Origin of the sequence: Enterococcus sp. 22-H-5-01, from assembly GCF_050310005.1 — a bacterium.
In the GTDB taxonomy this organism is placed as follows: domain Bacteria; phylum Bacillota; class Bacilli; order Lactobacillales; family Enterococcaceae; genus Enterococcus_A; species Enterococcus_A hailinensis.
Genome location: NZ_CP189994.1, coordinates 402,877 through 418,509, shown reverse-complemented (window position 1 = coordinate 418,509; position 15,633 = coordinate 402,877). Strand labels below are relative to the sequence as shown.

15 protein-coding genes are annotated in these 15,633 nt (G+C 36.1%); 10 read left to right on the top strand and 5 right to left on the bottom strand.

Features of this window, described 5'->3' with window-relative positions; genetic code table 11:
* Positions 1 to 90: 90 nt before the first annotated feature.
* Genes ACQKTA_RS12990 through arcC form a run of 3 tightly spaced genes read left to right on the top strand, consistent with a single transcriptional unit; the run spans position 91 to position 3,502 of the window.
* Positions 91 to 1,512 (top strand): APC family permease, encoded by a 1,422-nt coding sequence (locus ACQKTA_RS12990; RefSeq protein WP_427814699.1) that lies wholly within the window; start codon positions 91 to 93, stop codon positions 1,510 to 1,512.
* Positions 1,466 to 2,563 carry an agmatine deiminase gene (aguA, locus tag ACQKTA_RS12985; protein ID WP_427814698.1) on the top strand — a complete coding sequence of 366 codons (1,098 nt, stop codon included), beginning with the start codon at positions 1,466 to 1,468 and terminating at the stop codon, positions 2,561 to 2,563. The genes ACQKTA_RS12990 and aguA overlap by 47 nt, the downstream gene beginning before the upstream one ends.
* 9 nt (positions 2,564 to 2,572) lie before the next feature.
* Positions 2,573 to 3,502, top strand: coding sequence for a carbamate kinase (gene arcC / locus ACQKTA_RS12980; protein ID WP_332581266.1), 930 nt, complete (start codon positions 2,573 to 2,575; stop codon positions 3,500 to 3,502).
* Between the two features lie 22 nt (positions 3,503 to 3,524).
* Here arcC and ACQKTA_RS12975 read toward each other — a convergent pair whose 3' ends face one another.
* On the bottom strand, positions 3,525 to 6,095 hold the full coding sequence (locus ACQKTA_RS12975; protein ID WP_427814697.1) for a transglycosylase domain-containing protein: 2,571 nt from the start codon (positions 6,093 to 6,095) through the stop codon (positions 3,525 to 3,527).
* A gap of 182 nt (positions 6,096 to 6,277) precedes the next feature.
* Between ACQKTA_RS12975 and ACQKTA_RS12970 the strand changes: the two genes are divergently transcribed.
* A complete protein-coding gene (locus ACQKTA_RS12970; protein WP_427814696.1) occupies positions 6,278 to 7,252 on the top strand; it encodes a hypothetical protein in 975 nt (324 codons plus the stop codon).
* Between the two features lie 424 nt (positions 7,253 to 7,676).
* Here ACQKTA_RS12970 and ACQKTA_RS12965 read toward each other — a convergent pair whose 3' ends face one another.
* Together ACQKTA_RS12965 and ACQKTA_RS12960 are read right to left on the bottom strand one after the other, a co-directional pair.
* The gene (locus tag ACQKTA_RS12965) at positions 7,677 to 8,204 is read right to left on the bottom strand and encodes a prolyl-tRNA synthetase associated domain-containing protein (protein ID WP_427814695.1); all 528 of its coding nucleotides are present in this window, start codon (positions 8,202 to 8,204) and stop codon (positions 7,677 to 7,679) included.
* A gap of 63 nt (positions 8,205 to 8,267) precedes the next feature.
* Positions 8,268 to 9,719 (bottom strand): helix-turn-helix domain-containing protein, encoded by a 1,452-nt coding sequence (locus ACQKTA_RS12960; RefSeq protein ID WP_427814932.1) that lies wholly within the window; start codon positions 9,717 to 9,719, stop codon positions 8,268 to 8,270.
* A gap of 318 nt (positions 9,720 to 10,037) precedes the next feature.
* On the opposite strand from ACQKTA_RS12960, the gene ACQKTA_RS12955 reads away from it, so the two are divergent.
* Entirely contained in the window at positions 10,038 to 10,292 is a 255-nt protein-coding gene (locus tag ACQKTA_RS12955) for a TfoX/Sxy family DNA transformation protein (RefSeq protein WP_427814694.1), read from the top strand.
* 274 nt (positions 10,293 to 10,566) lie between these two features.
* Here ACQKTA_RS12955 and ACQKTA_RS12950 read toward each other — a convergent pair whose 3' ends face one another.
* The gene (locus tag ACQKTA_RS12950) at positions 10,567 to 10,935 is read right to left on the bottom strand and encodes a YccF domain-containing protein (protein WP_427814693.1); all 369 of its coding nucleotides are present in this window, start codon (positions 10,933 to 10,935) and stop codon (positions 10,567 to 10,569) included.
* 116 nt (positions 10,936 to 11,051) lie between these two features.
* Between ACQKTA_RS12950 and ACQKTA_RS12945 the strand changes: the two genes are divergently transcribed.
* Genes ACQKTA_RS12945 through ACQKTA_RS12935 form a run of 3 tightly spaced genes read left to right on the top strand, consistent with a single transcriptional unit; the run spans position 11,052 to position 12,666 of the window.
* On the top strand, positions 11,052 to 11,207 hold the full coding sequence (locus tag ACQKTA_RS12945; RefSeq protein ID WP_427814692.1) for a hypothetical protein: 156 nt from the start codon (positions 11,052 to 11,054) through the stop codon (positions 11,205 to 11,207).
* Entirely contained in the window at positions 11,188 to 11,976 is a 789-nt protein-coding gene (locus tag ACQKTA_RS12940; RefSeq protein ID WP_427814691.1) for an alpha/beta fold hydrolase, read from the top strand. Before ACQKTA_RS12945 ends, ACQKTA_RS12940 begins: the two co-directional genes overlap by 20 nt.
* A 36-nt stretch (positions 11,977 to 12,012) precedes the next feature.
* Positions 12,013 to 12,666 carry a carbonic anhydrase family protein gene (locus ACQKTA_RS12935; protein WP_427814690.1) on the top strand — a complete coding sequence of 218 codons (654 nt, stop codon included), beginning with the start codon at positions 12,013 to 12,015 and terminating at the stop codon, positions 12,664 to 12,666.
* A 49-nt stretch (positions 12,667 to 12,715) separates the two neighbouring features.
* Here the strand turns inward: ACQKTA_RS12935 and ACQKTA_RS12930 are convergent, their stop codons facing one another.
* Entirely contained in the window at positions 12,716 to 13,534 is an 819-nt protein-coding gene (locus ACQKTA_RS12930) for a Cof-type HAD-IIB family hydrolase (RefSeq protein ID WP_427814689.1), read from the bottom strand.
* Positions 13,535 to 13,857: 323 nt separating this feature from the next.
* Between ACQKTA_RS12930 and ACQKTA_RS12925 the strand changes: the two genes are divergently transcribed.
* Complete coding sequence (locus ACQKTA_RS12925; RefSeq protein ID WP_427814688.1) at positions 13,858 to 14,712, top strand: glycosyltransferase family 8 protein; 855 nt, start codon at positions 13,858 to 13,860, stop codon at positions 14,710 to 14,712.
* Positions 14,709 to 15,593 (top strand): glycosyltransferase family 8 protein, encoded by an 885-nt coding sequence (locus ACQKTA_RS12920; protein ID WP_427814687.1) that lies wholly within the window; start codon positions 14,709 to 14,711, stop codon positions 15,591 to 15,593. Before ACQKTA_RS12925 ends, ACQKTA_RS12920 begins: the two co-directional genes overlap by 4 nt.
* Positions 15,594 to 15,633 lie beyond the last annotated feature (40 nt).

Genomic DNA, 15,633 nt, shown 5'->3' with positions numbered 1-15,633 from the left:
TTTGTAGGCAATCATTTTTGAGCTGATTATTTCCATTCGGGGATTGAGGCTGTTTCTCAATCCCTGTTTCTACCGGAAAGGAAGAAAACAATGGGTGAAAATAAGAAAAAGTTTAGTTTGATGAGTGCGATATTATCCGTTATCTGTGTAGTATTTGTGGCTGAAGCAGCCGCTCCTGTAGCAGCAATCGGAAATTCACAATTTTTTTGGTGGATCTTTTTATTGATTGCATTTCTTTTGCCTTATGGATTGATCTCTTCAGAATTAGGTACCACTTATATTGGTGATGGCGGCATTTATGATTGGGTAACCAAAGCTTTTGGTCATCGTTGGGGTTCACATGTGTCTTGGTATTATTGGATCAATTACCCATTATGGCTAGCATCACTAGCAGTCATGTGTCCAGGTTTGCTGACGACGATCACAGGTGTGGAGTTTTCGACAGTTACCGCTATTTTGATTGAATTAGCATTTACTTGGGTCATTGTTTGGATTAGTTTTTATCCAGTCAGTGATAGTGTTTGGATTCTTAATGGTGCAGCAGTGATCAAAATGTTATTGGCCATTTTGATTGGTGGCTTAGGTGTATATACTGCACTGACAAAAGGTGTGGCAAACGAGTTTACGCTTAAATCGATGTTGCCAAGTTTTGATTTAAATAGCTTATCTTTTATTTCAGTTATTATTTTTAACCTGTTAGGCTTTGAGGTTATTTGTACTTTTGCAGATGACATGGAAAATCCTAAAAAACAAATACCGCAATCGATTATTGCGGGAGGCTTAGTAATTGCTGCCATCTATATCTTTTCAGCTTTTGGGATTGGTGTGGCCATTCCAACCGATCAAATCAGTACCGGGAGCGGATTGATGGACAGCTTCAAATTGTTGACGGGTTCAACTGGCGGCTGGTTTATCATCGCAATGGCTTTCTTATTCTTGCTGACCCTATTTGGGAATATGATCTCTTGGTCACTAGGGGTCAACAATACAGCTTGTTATGCAGCTGAAAATGGAGATATGCCAAAAGTATTTGCTAAACGAAGCAAAAAAAATGAAATGCCGATCGGAGCTGCGATCATGAATGGCGTAGTTGCCTCGATCGTTGTGATTATTGCTCCGATTTTACCGAATCAAGATTTATTCTGGGCATTCTTCTCTTTAAATTTAGTGATGTTCTTGATGTCGTATGTTCCGGTCTTTCCAGCTTTTTACAAATTACGTCAAATCGATCCAGAAACACCACGACCTTTTAGAGTTGGCGGTAGCAAAAATGTGTTAAAAATCTTAGTCGCATTGCCAATGATCATGATTATTATTTCACTCATTTTTACTGCAGTACCGTTACAATTTGATGCTGAAACACTGAGCCAGCAATTACCGATTACGATTGGAGCGGTCGTTTTCACACTTTTTGGTGAAGTGATCATTAAAGTAAAAAATATTAAAAAAGAAGGAGTTCTTTATCATGGCAAAGAGAATCGAACAGACAACACCGAAACAAGACGGGTATAGAATGCCGGGAGAATATGAACCACAAGAAAAGGTTTGGATGATCTGGCCGGAACGTCCCGATAATTGGCGCGATGGCGGAAAACCAGCGCAAGCAGCCTTTACTGAAGTAGCAAAAGCAATCAGTCAGTTCACTCCAATGAACGTAGTCGTTTCTCAGCAGCAATTCCAAAATTGTCGACGTCAACTACCTGAAACGATTACTGTTTTTGAAATGTCCAATAATGATGCCTGGATCCGAGACTGCGGGCCAAGTTTTGTCATCAATGATCAAGGAGAGCTGCGAGCAAATGATTGGGGTTTCAATGCATGGGGCGGTTTAGTAGATGGTCTTTATTTTCCATGGGATCAAGATGATTTGATTGCTCAAAAAATTTGTGAAATTGAACAAGTCGATTCTTATCGGACTGCCGATTTTGTTTTAGAAGGTGGCTCATTCCACGTAGATGGAGAAGGCACGGTATTGACAACCGAAATGTGTCTGTTAAGTGAAGGTCGAAATCCTCAACTGTCTAAAGCAGAAATCGAACAAAAATTATGTGAGCATTTGAATTGTGAAAAAGTATTGTGGTTAGACGATGGAATCGATCCTGAAGAAACAAATGGGCATGTGGACGATGTAGCATGTTTTGTCCGCCCAGGAGAAGTGGCGTGTATTTATACAGAAGATCAAGCTAGTCCATTCTATGAAGCGGCTCAAGATGCGTATAAACGTTTGAGCCAGATGACGGATGCAAAAGGACGGCAATTAAAAGTCCATAAAATTTGCTGCCCAGTAGAAAATGTTACGATCAAAGGGGAATTTAAAATCGATTACGTTGAAGGAACGATGCCGCGTGAAGATGGGGACATTTGTATCGCTTCTTACATGAATTTTTTGATCACAAATAATGGTGTGATCGTTCCGCAATACGGCGATAAAAATGATGCGTTAGCTTTGGAACAATTAGAAATGATTTTTCCCGATAAGGAAGTCGTTGGAGTAAATACAGTTGAGATCGTTTACGGTGGGGGAAATATCCACTGTATCACGCAACAACAACCAAAAAGGTAGGAGAAGCACATGTCAAAAATCGTTATCGCATTGGGCGGAAATGCTTTAGGAAATTCTGCCAATGAACAATTAACTAAGGCGGAACTTGCCGCAAAATCGATTGCTGATCTAATTACTGCGGGTCATCACGTAGTCATTGCTCATGGGAATGGACCGCAAGTTGGGAAAATTCGTTTAGCTTTTGAAGAAACAAGTCAAGCGCCAGAAGATACGATGCCATTTCCTGAATGTACTGCGATGAGTCAGGGGTACATCGGTTATCACTTACAACAAGCAATCGATGAAGAATTGGTTGCTCGTGGTCTAGAAGATATTCCAGTTGTATCAATGCTGACACAGGTGGTCGTAGACCCAAAAGATCCTGCATTTGAAAATCCTACGAAACCAATCGGTGGTTATTTTAGCGAGTCAGAAGCGAAACAATTGATGAAAGAAACCCAAGAGGTGTACGTTGAAGATGCGGGACGTGGTTGGCGTCGAGTAGTTCCTTCACCTAAACCAGTCGACATTTATGAAAAAATCAGCTTAAAAACATTGGTTGATGCTGGTCAAGTCGTGATTGCTTGCGGCGGTGGAGGCATTCCAGTCATCTATGAAGGTACGCGTTATAAAGGTATCGATGCAGTGATCGATAAGGATTTTGCAGCAGCAAAAATGGCAGCCTTAATCGATGCGGATATATTTATCATTTTAACTGCAGTGGATCATGTCTTTGTGAACTTTGGAAAAGCAGATCAAAAAGCACTAGTAAAAACAACTGTCGCAGAAATGCAGAATTATATTGAAGAAAAACAATTTGCGCCAGGTAGTATGCTGCCTAAAGTGGAAGCAGCGATTGATTTTGCACAATCAAAAGTAGGTCGCCAAGCCGTGATTGCTTCATTAGAACAAGCTTCGGCAGCTATTACGGGTAACAGCGGAACAACTATCCAACAATAAATAAAAAAGACGATTAGTTAAACTAATCGTCTTTTTCGTCTTCAATTTGCTTTTTCAACTCGCTGATTTGCTTGTCTAAATCTTTAGTTTGATTTTTAGTATCATCTATCTGATCATCTACAGTAGAGACAACTGAATTTAGAGAAGATTTTGCACGAGCATATTCGGTCTGTTTATTTTGATAAACATTGGTGTATTGATTTGATAACGTACCACCAGAAGGTTCAACTTGTTGAACCAAGGCATAAACTTGTTGGGCATATTGATCAAATGTTTGCCAATTATCTTGTGTATCTGTGACGATGATTTCAAAATCACTTAAAGTATCGATTCGATCAGCGATCAATTGATTACTAAAAGTTGTCGCATCGGATACCATTGGAGTATCTAATTTGGCAGCCGTGATTTCATTCGCTTTTTGTTTTGCTAAAGTATCCAAATTAGTTGTCGCAGCTTGCAAAGCATTTTTTCGGGTTGCTAAGACTTGCTTGGTTTGACTTGAACGAGTAACCAGTTGTCCACCCGATTGCTGAACGGACGAGGGCATCTGGAAGTCGACATCGTCTTTGCCATTGTTCAAAAGATCCATCGTTTGTTTGAAAATTTCTTTTGTTGCTTGTCCGACACTGGAATTATCTTGTGCTTGCGGTGTGTCATCACCAGCCCAAACAGCCACCGTATAATAAGGGGTAGCACCAACTGTCCACAGATCTTTGGCTTCATCGGTCGTTCCGGTTTTTACGGCCCAATACTGGTTATGTGCCAGTGTCAATCCAGCAGCTGTACCATTGGCATCTTGATGGACAGCTTTCATCGTGTCGATCGTTAGGTAGGCCGCGTCATCACTATAAACTTTTTGTTGCGTTAAATCATTTTGCGAGAAAACTTCTTTGCCAGTATCTTTGCGTTTGATCGTTTGTACATTCAAAGGCGTTCGATAGTTTCCTTGATTTACTAATGTAGCGATTCCGCTAGCCATTTCTTGGGTAGTGGCACCGTAGGTCATCCCGCCGACAGCAATAATCGGATTGTCATCCTGGACGTCCAGACCTGTAAACTGCATCTGAGATAAAGGACGGTAAATCGCTTCTTTAGATTCATCTCGATTTTCACTAGCTAACTTATAAGCAACAACGTTTGAAGAAATTGCTAAAGCATTTCTTAGTGTTAAATTGCCTTTAGAACTATTGTAAACATTATTTGGATAAGTATTATTTGGTCGATCATCTGAAACGGTACTTGTTTCTAATAAGCCACGTTCATAGGCCGGGGCATAAGAGACAAGTGGTTTGATAGCTGATCCAGGTTGTCGATAAGATAGGAACGCTCGATTATAGTGATTGCCTTCTTCACCACGCCCACCGATACTTGCAACGACATCGCCCGTTTGATTATCAATAACTGTCATCGCAGCTTGCTTTGTGTAAAGCCCGCTAGAGTCATCTTTATCTTGCCAAGTATTCATGACATTGCTTACGATATCTTGTAATTGATTGTGTAAATCGGTATCGATATTAGTACTGATTTGATAGCCGCCGGAAAGGATTCGTTGATAAACCTTATCATAGGCTGTTTTGTATTCTTTGTTATATTGATCTTCCTCTTCTTTAGAGTCAAATTGATATTGAAAACGAAAATCTTGTTGCTCCATCAAAATTTTAGCCGTGGAATCTACTGCTAGCGCTACTTCATTATTATCCAATTGATTGTTTAACGCATTACTGTGGATCTTAGCGGTAAAATCATCAGCGATAGCTTTGTTGTATTGATCTTTAGTAATATATCCTTGCTGGTTCATTTGTTTCAGGATTACTTTTCCACGTTTCAATGCATTCTCTTTGTTGGAAACAGGATCAAAGATCCCAGGATTGTTAGTAATACCGACTAACGTGGCTTTTTCTAACAAACTAGTGTCATTGATGGATTTACCGAAATAAACTTTCGCAGCGGCATTGATTCCGTAAGCCCCATGACCAAAATAGACATTGTTTAAATAATATTCTAAGATTTGATGTTTAGTAAATCTTTTTTCCAATGCTTGAGCCATGACCATTTCTTCAATTTTTCGCGAAATAGAGACTTCCGGCGTTAAATAAATATTTTTGACGAGCTGCTGCGTGATCGTTGAAGCCCCACGAATACCACGACCAGTGGCGGCATTCAGCGCTATCGTCAATAGACCTTGTGTATCGACACCGTGATGTTCATAAAAACGTTTGTCTTCAATCGAGATCAAGGCTTCGGAGACTAACGGATCCATTTTGTCGTAGGTCAGGTAATCACGTTCTTGTGTTTTTAATTCTTTGATGACATTTCCATTTTTATCTAAAATAGTTGTTGGATAATGTTGTTTAAAATCACTCTCTTGGATCTTCGCTGCATTTGCTTCACCAGCATCAATTGCTGCGGTCACTTCTTTCCCATATCGTTGAAAGAAGAAGACAGATCCAGCAATGAGCATTAAAAGAAGGACTACAATAATACTAATTGAAATTTTAGTAGATTTCGCTATTTTTTTTTGAGTAGTATTTTTGTGTGTGGGTTTCTTTTTATTTGCGGATTTTTTTTTGTTTGGTTCTTTTTTATTTGCCATGTTGTGCCTACCCTTATTCAATCATTTCTTTTATTTTAATGGAAAAGAGTCATAATAACTATCATAAACCAATTATTCCAAGAAAAATTTTAGATATTTTTGTAAAAATGATAAGATATTTAGTAGAAAGACTTGACGACGTTTCTATTTGTATCCACAATATAAAAAGAATGAGGTGAATTATGGAGACAAAGAAAAAATGGCTGATTTTTTGGGGGATATTGGCAGCCTTATTTGTTGGGATGTTTGCTATCGTCTTGAGCGGGAATTTTCCACAGTTTACAATTCCTTTCGGTGTTTTTGCTAGTGATGATAAAGAAGAGAAACAAGAAGAAATCCCTAAATTAAACTCTTTAGCACTCAAAGATGTTAATGATCAAACATTATTAGAAGAACAAACAGACAAAATAGAAGCATTGAATACTGCTTTTTCGGATAGCTCAAATTTTTCTAGTTCGCAATCGATGGCTGCGGCTATTGAAAAAGTTTATGGACCTGCCAAAAGCAGTAAAAATTTGTTTGATTTTTATCGTAAAATCTATCCTATGGTCAGTTCTGAAGAAAATGGATTTGTCAGTGTTAGTTTAGTAGGATATGGTCAAAGATTAATCAATGATAAAACTTATACGTCACAAAGACAGCTTTGGAGTTTTACGGACTCTAATGGCACACGGCATGATTATATGGTCAGTTTGCAGTTTAATACAAAAGAGTTGTATCAATTAACAATTGAAGAAAATAGCGAGGTAAAATCGGTGATCACTAAGGATGATACTTACTTAGATAAATCAGCTGATTTTGAAACAGCCTGGACAGAATTGGTTCAACGAGGAACCGATGTTCAACTTTATCGCCAAATGAAAAAAGATGGTATGAATAGTGATCAAACAGAATTTAAAGCATTGGAGAAGAGTATGAATGTTACAGATCCAAGCGGATTCTTTGATTTATTTAGAGATACAAGAGGTGATTTGACACACGCCTATTTATCAGGATTTTATCACACCAACACACCGACTGATGGGCAGTCAGATTATTATTTTCGTGTTCCGACCTCTGAAAAAGGAATAGCTGAATTTATCGTAGTATACGATCGTTTGCAACAAAAAATATTGTCGATTAATAAGCAAGAACTAGCAGAAAATAGTGATGAGTGATCTAAAAGCAGGCAACTGGATGGAAAGTTGCCTGCTTTTTTATTAATCATAATAACAATATTTTTTTTAAAATGTGGGCTTTTGTAGATATTTATCATGAAAAAAATTATATTTATTACAACAGGAACAGCGCTGCCAAACAAATACTTTTAGTGATAAAAACGAATTAAAAAGTATTTGAAGATACGAAAAGAAAGGTTGATAATATCCAAAGTAAAAAGAAATCCAAAGGAAAACATAGAAGCAGAACGAAATAAGCACTTTAAGAAACAGTAAAAGGTCTGAAGAAAAAACAGTATATTTTGAGTGTATCAAAGAATAAAGGATAATAAGGAGCAAAATGTTCAAATAGAAATCCGTTTTTGAGTAGTTTCAAAAATACAACGTCCAAAAAAGTGGTAGGAGAGGGGTCTCCTACCACTTTTTAATCGATGATGCGGATTTTATGTCCTGTATAGGGTAAAAACTTGTCCAATAGATCCTTTGTGGCTAATTTCATGTAATTAGTCACTGAACCAGAGCTGCAGCCATACCAGTCACGTTCTGCAATCCTACGATCAAATACGAGCTGAATCTCATGCTGGAGCAGACCGAAAATCGTAGCGGCACCTGGAATGACGCCTAATCGTTCCTTTAAAAGCTCGGCTGAAGCAAAAGAAACTCGAGGAATCGCTAATTTTTTTCCAAAGTCTTTCGTCACAAATTTAAAATCAGCTGGAGTAACATACAGATAGAACTGGGTCTTTTTTTGATTGCAGAGGAAAATAGTTTTAACAACTTCGATACCTAGGCGTTTATCGATATCAATACAATCTTCCATCGTCAATGCTTCTCCAGTAGCTACTTGATAAAAAGGGATATCCAGAGTCGTTAAAGCATCGTAAGTCATTTTTTCTAATTCAGAACCATACTCATCGGGGCGGGTGATAGAAATTTTACTAACGTAAACCATAAAAACCTCCTCATAATCTTGTAATGATAAAAACAATAACTGTTATTTATCAAATAAGCAATACTAACCAACTTTTTCTGGCAAAGGAAGTAAACTTTTCTGAACGATTGCTTGTAACTTTTGATCAATATCATAATAATCTGTTTCTGAAATATTTGAACGAATGACGATCGATTCTTGTTCATCTAACAAAAACAACCGACAAGTAGGTGTCGTACCAATGACTAACTGAGCATCTTTAGGATGCTGAGTAAACGTCAACTGATAGTGATTCCTAAAATGTAAATCAATTTTCTGCTGAATATAAATATTAAATAATTCACAAAATTCTGTATGAACGTACACGCTAACTTGTGGTAAACAATTTTCTAGCGAAAAGAGCGTGACACTGGTTAAAACGGAATAGACATACAATTGTCTTTGGTTATATTCTGGAACTGTTTGAGTGAATTCTTCCCAAAAAGCTTGGAACCGATTGAAATAATAAGGAAATTCAGCGTACATATTTTCAAGAGCAATACTATTACATAGTTGGTCTAACATCGTATCATTTAATTTGAAAAAGAAGAACGAAGCATATTGTTGTTTGATTTTTTCAAAAACATATTTTTGCTCGATTGCAGTTAACGGACGAAAATGTTTTGAAAACAAGCTGACCCAGTGAGCAGAAGCATAGTAAAAAAAGTCTTCTTCCGCGGGATCTTTAGTCTTTAATTCAAAATTACTTAATTGTGAGCAATAAATCGCGGATAAAAAGTATTGCCAATCCTCTATTTCCCAATTTTTTAAAAAATCAGGTTTTGGTGGAAACTTAAAGCGACTCATCAAGTCTGCTTCTTTATCGTTTAACAATAAAGAACTTTTCTTATCAATTGCCTGGTAAGTGATAAAAATCCAAAAACTGATCATTTCTAAATTAGTTAGATTGTTTGATAACTTTAAATATTCTTCAGTCTGTAAAGCTAATTGCAAATAATTATCGGTATTAAACCAGGTAATCTGATCAAATTGACGATAAAAGCCTCGCAGAAAGACATAATAGAAACGACGAACATCAACTTCACGAGCTTTGAGACTAATAGTGGCAGAGCATGAGATATGTACACGATAATCAGTAATTTCACAATTGATTTGTTTAATTTTACGACGCAGTTTAGATTCACTGATATTATTATCTAAACAAAATTGAATTGTTGAAATTGAACGTTTTGCCAAAATCTCACGGATAATTTCAAAACCTAAATCTTTTTGGTATAAGTAGATTTTCAATGTCTGCAAATTCGAAGAAGAACGAATCAATTGAATTCCTCGTCCATTGTTCATCAATAATTCTAAAGAGTAACTTTTAGCGGTATAAAGTTCATCAATGATAACTTGCAGTTCTTTACAATTTAATCGAATTGTACCAATACTTGCGTAACCGATTTTTTCTTGCAATTCTTTTAAGGAAATTGGCGTTTGAAAACTATCAAGAATATCAATAATTTGAATTTTTAACAAAGTATTTCTGTCCATCCCCAACACGACAGTCTCCTCCTTTCATAAGTGGGATTATGATAAAAAACATCCTCATTTTTTACAATAATAGAATAAATAGCGAGAAAATACAATTATTAATTGAATTTTAAAAGAAAATAATGTCAATAGCTTAAGTTTTTTATAACAAACAATATACTAAAATGGAATAAAATAATTCTGTTTGAACTAAAAAGGGAATTAAACTGAGATTTGATATATCTCGTTAAAATTTTTCATTTTGAAATATATTTTTTTTTAGAAATGATATGTTTGGCTTTTTAATTTAAGGTATAATTAAAATAAAAGGAGTCTACAATGAGAATAGCTGAAATGAGAAATATCGGAGTGGTGAATGAAGCAAAATTAGTGCAGGTAGGGATACGTACACCAGAGGCGTTGATCGAACTGGGGGCAGAAAATGCATTTATGGAGGTATACCACTTGGTAGACAAGGGTTCTTGTCTCCATTTACTGTATGCTTTAGAAGGAGCGATTCAAGATATCCCTAAAAGAGAATTGAGTGAAAGGCGGAAAGAAGAACTGCGTAATTTTTATCAACAAATAAATTAAAATTACATGAGTTTCATTGCAGCAAAAAATATAAAAAAGTACACTATATTTAAAAAGGAAGTGTCTTTTTGTATTTATTAATATTAGTGATTTTTATTATTCTAGTGGGAGGATACAATATTTTTCTGAATCTTGCACGACGTAAAAAGAAATCAATCTCTCCCTTAATGGTAAATATTCAAGTGACATTGAATTTGGTGTTGATCCTTGCAGGGCTTGCTTATCTGATTTTTGGTTAAAAAAAGAAGACATCCGTCTTCTTTTTTTTATTAGTTTAACGAATTGGAACAATCTTTGCGCCAAAAGGCATTAAAGCTAAGCGTGCAAGTTTTAATGACTGAGCTGCAAAAGGAATACCGATGATTGTGATACATAACAAAGCAGCGCTGATTAGGTGCCCAATCGCTAACGGGATACCTGAAATAATTAGCCAAATAATATTGATAATCAGATTCATTCTGGTCGATTGGTAAATAACGTCTTTACCAAAAGGAGCAAAGCTTAAACTAGCTAATTTGAAACACTGCATGCCGATTGGAATACCGATAATGGTGATACACCAAAAAATACCTGCGACACACCAACTCAATCCTCCAAGTAAACCGCCAAAAATCAACCAGATGATATTTCCTAAACAAGACATTTTTATCCCTCCAATGATATAAATAGTGTATCATTTCTAATGAGGAATTACCTCCATCTTAAGATGGATAGAGCAAATCCAGCTAATAATAATTGTATAGAAAGAACGGTATATTTATGTATGAATCATTTCAAGTAGTATCTGCTGAAAAAAAGATAGTAGTGCAAGGCTATCATTGGGCTTGCCAAGAACCTAGAGCTGTTCTACAAGTCGCACATGGAATGGCTGAACATTTATTGAGGTATCAAAATTTTGCCGAATTTTTTGACTGAACATAGGATCGTTGTGATTGGACATGATCATTTAGGTCACGGTAAAACAGCGGAAAGTGGTACTTTAGGCTATTTTCATGATTCAACTGTCGAACATGGCCTAGTGAAGGATATGTTTCGAATTACTCAGTGGGGGAAAGAACAGTATCCTGGGCTTCCGTATTTTATTTTAGGACACAGTATGGGGTCCTTTGTTTTACGAAACTATCTATATACGTATGGACAAGAAATTGATGGGGCCATTCTTGTAGGCACCGGGCAGCAACCAACGTGGTTAACCGCTTTAGGAAAAAATACGGCTGCTGTTTTAAGTAAAATTCAAGGTGAAAAGCATCCAAGTAAATTAATAGATGTTTTAGCTTTTGGATCGATGAATCGAAAAATTCAAAACAAAAGAACAGATAAAGATTGGCTTGTAACACTCCCAACAGAGGTAAATGCTTATTTAGCTGATAAAGATTGTGGTTTTTTATTTACACTAAGCGGATACCGAGAACTGTTTTCATTAATTATTAGGTCTCAAGATAGCCGCTTACTAACGACGATTCCGACTGGATTGCCATTATTATTTTTATCAGGAAAAGAGGATCCTGTGGGAGAATATGGGAAAGGTGTGATGAAAGCTGCTTCATCGTACCGTAAAGCAGGCGTTGAGAATGTTACTGTCAAACTTTATGAAAATGCACGACATGAGCTGTTGAATGAAAAGCAGAAAGAAGTTGTTTTTCAAGATATATGCAAATGGATGGAAAAGATTTATAGAAAATGATATCATTGTAAAAATTTTACGTGATTGAGGGGTTCTATGAAAGCAGAAGTAAAAACTAAATTTTTAATTGATTATTGTCATCAACACGATTGGGATGTTCAAGGTGGGAAACTACAATCACCTATCGATATCCAAACAAATCAAACACAAATGGAGAGTACTCGTACTGGAATCCAGCTAAATCTTTCATCAATGCCAGCCACGTTTTTTAATAATGGTCAAAATCTTCAATTATTAGGGTCAGGACAAGCTTGTCTTAATCATCGTGTATTTGATTTTGTACAAGTCCATTTTCATGCCGATGGGGAGCATAGGATCGACGGCGAGCATTTCCCGTTAGAAGGTCATTTTTTATTCCAAGCACCTAATGGTCAAACCGGTGTGATTGGTGTAGTGTATCGCGCAGGAAAACATAACTCTGATTTCGATCATGTTTTAAAGCAATATGAAGAGGAAAAAGGGGAAGGGTCTTTTTCAGTTGAAACTTTGATTCCTGAAAATAAAAGTTACTATCATTATATTGGCTCTTTAACAACACCGCCTTTGACGGAAGGAATCGAGTGGTATGTTTTACAAACTGTATTAGAAGTTTCAAGCGAGCAAATCGAGCGCTTCATTTCGCTTCATGGCAAGAATAGCCGTAGTTGCCAAGCGCTCCATGACCGCCAAGTAATTGAATTTGGGGAATAGATGTATTTATATAGAAAGAAAAAGCCGCCCATTGCTTGAGCGGCTTTTTCTAGTTTAGATATTCATTTAAAACAGTTGCGACACCAGAATCATTGTTTGAGGTGGTTAAACGATCGGCTAGCTGTTTGACTGCCGGAGCTGCATTGGCCATACCGATACTCGTTCCACTGATTTCTAGCATTTCTAAATCATTTTCTTGATCCCCAATTGCTAATACTTCATTTAAATCAATGGCGAGATATTTAGTCAAAAAATTTAAAGCCGCTCCTTTATTGATGCCTTCAGCCATTACTTCTAACCAATATTTATCAGAATAAGAACTGTTGATCTGTTTTTTTTCCAGTTTGGCTCTTAATTTTACTAATTTACTAGTATTATCATCAGTAAAAGCTAATTTGAAATAACTAATATCGCCATTTCTGATTTTCTCCCAAAGGTCTTCGACCCGAGATTCTTGCAAATTGAATTGTGCATAATAAGGACTATCGACATCATTGTGGTCCTGAGCAAAATTAATTCGATCATCTTGTGTTGCCCGGCTTGCTACAACCGTAACACCTTCCTCCATTGCAAAAGAAAGAGCTTTTTTCACTGTGTCCGCTGGAATCGTATAATTTTTTAATACTTCAGCAATTTCCCCATCTTCGATCCGCGCCACATAGGCACCATTGGATGCCAAGGTATAACCATTTAATTTCAATTCAGCGAAAACTTCTCTTGCCGATTGAATCGAACGTCCAGTAGCTAAAGTGATAATTCCACCTTGCTGGTTAAATTTTTTTAGTGCTTGCCGATTTTCAGTTGTGACTTTTCCGTCTGAATCTAATAGTGTGCCATCAAGATCCACCGCTATCAATTGCATACTCATCCGTCCTTTTATGTCTTTCTATTTAATAGCTTCTTACTTTAGACTAGCTTAAACGACAAAAAATGAACAATCAAACGCTCAAATTTAATATAAATCTATTTTAAGGTCAAGTTAATTCTCAAATTTTTATTTATCTTAATAAAAAATTAATAAATTTGAAAAGTGTTATCTAGCGGTTGTTTTTGCTATTATTTTGCATAATTTATATCGTTTGTAAAGCGTATATTTTGCTAAAACTAATAAATGAGATTATTCTAATGTTTGTAAACGTTTATAAATATTTTTTATTATTTTAAAAAAATTTGGGGTAGGAGTGAAGTATCATGTTTACAAAGACCGAAGAAATTCCGGTAGTTACAGCATCTGATGAAGCATATGCTCCTTTTCTAAGTGTGATGATTGCCACATTGCTCGAAAAGACTGCGCGTAAAACACCGGTTCGTTTTCTGATTATTGATGACAATCTATCAAAATCAAGTAAAGAAAAACTGATTCAAACCGCCAATAATTTTTCCGATTCTGCAACGATTCAATTTGTAAAAGTAGATGAGGAATTATACAAAGATTTTTTAGTTAGCGACCATATTACAACGACTGCTTACTTTAGAATATCAATGCCTAAACTGTTAGCAGAAGAAAATTATCGAAAATTATTGTATATCGATGCAGATACATTAGTGTTAGATGATATCAGTACTTTGTATCAATCGAGTTTAGAAGGAAAAACGATTGGGGCAGTTATTGATCCTGGACAGACCAAAGCATTGCAACGGTTGGGTGTTACTTCTGAAGATTATTATTTTAATTCCGGCGTAATGGCTATCGATGTGAAACGTTGGAATCAACAAAAAATCACTGAAAAAACGATTGATTATTTGAAAAATAATGCTGATAAAATTATTTTTCATGATCAAGATGCCTTGAATGCAGTGCTGTATGAAGATTGGTATTCGTTCCATCCAAGATGGAATATGCAATCATCATTGATCTTTGATAAGCATCCGGCACCTACTGAAGAATATAAACAATTGTATAAAGAAGGACGTGAAGATCCTGCTATCGTCCATTTCACAGGGCATGACAAGCCATGGAACACGCTTAAAAATCATCCGTATCAAGATTTATATATGAAACGTTTGAATGAAAGTATTTTTAATGAAAGGGTGAATGTAAAATGATGAAAGAAAAAATTACCGTCGTTTCCAGTTGTAATGATGCATTTGCTCCTCATGTCTCGGCCCTATTTGTTTCGATTCTTGAAAATGCCAATCGAACGACTTCGGCCTATGAATTTTATGTGATCGATGACAAAATCACGATCAAACATAAGCGATTGATGCGAGAAACGATTTCTCCATATAATGCAACAGTTAAATTTTTAACTATTGATAAAAAGTATTTTAAAAATGCTGTTGAGAGTGATCGGATTCCAGAAACTGCTTATTATCGAATTGCGATTCCCGAATTATTTAGAGATCAAAAGATTGATAAGTTGTTATACTTAGATTGCGATATGATTGCGTTAACAGATATCTCTGCGTTATGGAAATTAGATTTGACAGATTATACGCTTGCTGCTGTTGAAGATGCAGGCTTTCATCATCGATTAGAAAAAATGGGTATTGCTTGTGATTCAGCAAAATATTTCAATTCAGGTTTTATGTTGATCAATGTAAAAAAATGGGTAGCAGAAAATGTTACTGAACGAGTAATGGATTTCATCCATGATCACCCTGAAAAATTAAAATTCCATGACCAGGATGCCCTAAATGCGATACTCCATGATCATTGGCTGCAGTTGCATCCAAAATGGAATGCTCAAAGTTATATTATGAAACGAGAAGTGTATCATCCCGATCCAGAGGGTGAGAAAGAATATTTTGAAACTCGTAGAAGTCCTAAAATTATTCACTATTCTGGACATGATAAGCCTTGGAATGAAGATTACACATCGTCATTGAAGAAATACTATGATAAATATGAACGGATGACAGCTTTTTCAGCAGAATATGAAGAAGAATTATCTTCGAAAATTTTATCAAATAAAAAATCAAGTTAAAATGATAACTTTTTAAATAAAGCAATGGGAAGGGGAGAAC

What these genes read in the sequence shown, in the direction of transcription:
- ACQKTA_RS12945 (WP_427814692.1), top strand. Translation starts at nt 11,052, where the DNA reads ATGTATGAATCATTTCAAGTAGTATCTGCTGAAAAAAAGATAGTAGTG.
- ACQKTA_RS12925 (WP_427814688.1), top strand. Translation starts at nt 13,858, where the DNA reads ATGTTTACAAAGACCGAAGAAATTCCGGTAGTTACAGCATCTGATGAA.
- ACQKTA_RS12960 (WP_427814932.1), bottom strand. Translation starts at nt 9,719, where the DNA reads ATGGACAGAAATACTTTGTTAAAAATTCAAATTATTGATATTCTTGAT.
- ACQKTA_RS12935 (WP_427814690.1), top strand. Translation starts at nt 12,013, where the DNA reads ATGAAAGCAGAAGTAAAAACTAAATTTTTAATTGATTATTGTCATCAA.
- ACQKTA_RS12955 (WP_427814694.1), top strand. Translation starts at nt 10,038, where the DNA reads ATGAGAATAGCTGAAATGAGAAATATCGGAGTGGTGAATGAAGCAAAA.
- ACQKTA_RS12965 (WP_427814695.1), bottom strand. Translation starts at nt 8,204, where the DNA reads ATGGTTTACGTTAGTAAAATTTCTATCACCCGCCCCGATGAGTATGGT.
- ACQKTA_RS12930 (WP_427814689.1), bottom strand. Translation starts at nt 13,534, where the DNA reads ATGAGTATGCAATTGATAGCGGTGGATCTTGATGGCACACTATTAGAT.
- aguA (WP_427814698.1), top strand. Translation starts at nt 1,466, where the DNA reads ATGGCAAAGAGAATCGAACAGACAACACCGAAACAAGACGGGTATAGA.
- ACQKTA_RS12950 (WP_427814693.1), bottom strand. Translation starts at nt 10,935, where the DNA reads ATGTCTTGTTTAGGAAATATCATCTGGTTGATTTTTGGCGGTTTACTT.
- arcC (WP_332581266.1), top strand. Translation starts at nt 2,573, where the DNA reads ATGTCAAAAATCGTTATCGCATTGGGCGGAAATGCTTTAGGAAATTCT.
- ACQKTA_RS12970 (WP_427814696.1), top strand. Translation starts at nt 6,278, where the DNA reads ATGGAGACAAAGAAAAAATGGCTGATTTTTTGGGGGATATTGGCAGCC.
- ACQKTA_RS12990 (WP_427814699.1), top strand. Translation starts at nt 91, where the DNA reads ATGGGTGAAAATAAGAAAAAGTTTAGTTTGATGAGTGCGATATTATCC.
- ACQKTA_RS12920 (WP_427814687.1), top strand. Translation starts at nt 14,709, where the DNA reads ATGATGAAAGAAAAAATTACCGTCGTTTCCAGTTGTAATGATGCATTT.
- ACQKTA_RS12975 (WP_427814697.1), bottom strand. Translation starts at nt 6,095, where the DNA reads ATGGCAAATAAAAAAGAACCAAACAAAAAAAAATCCGCAAATAAAAAG.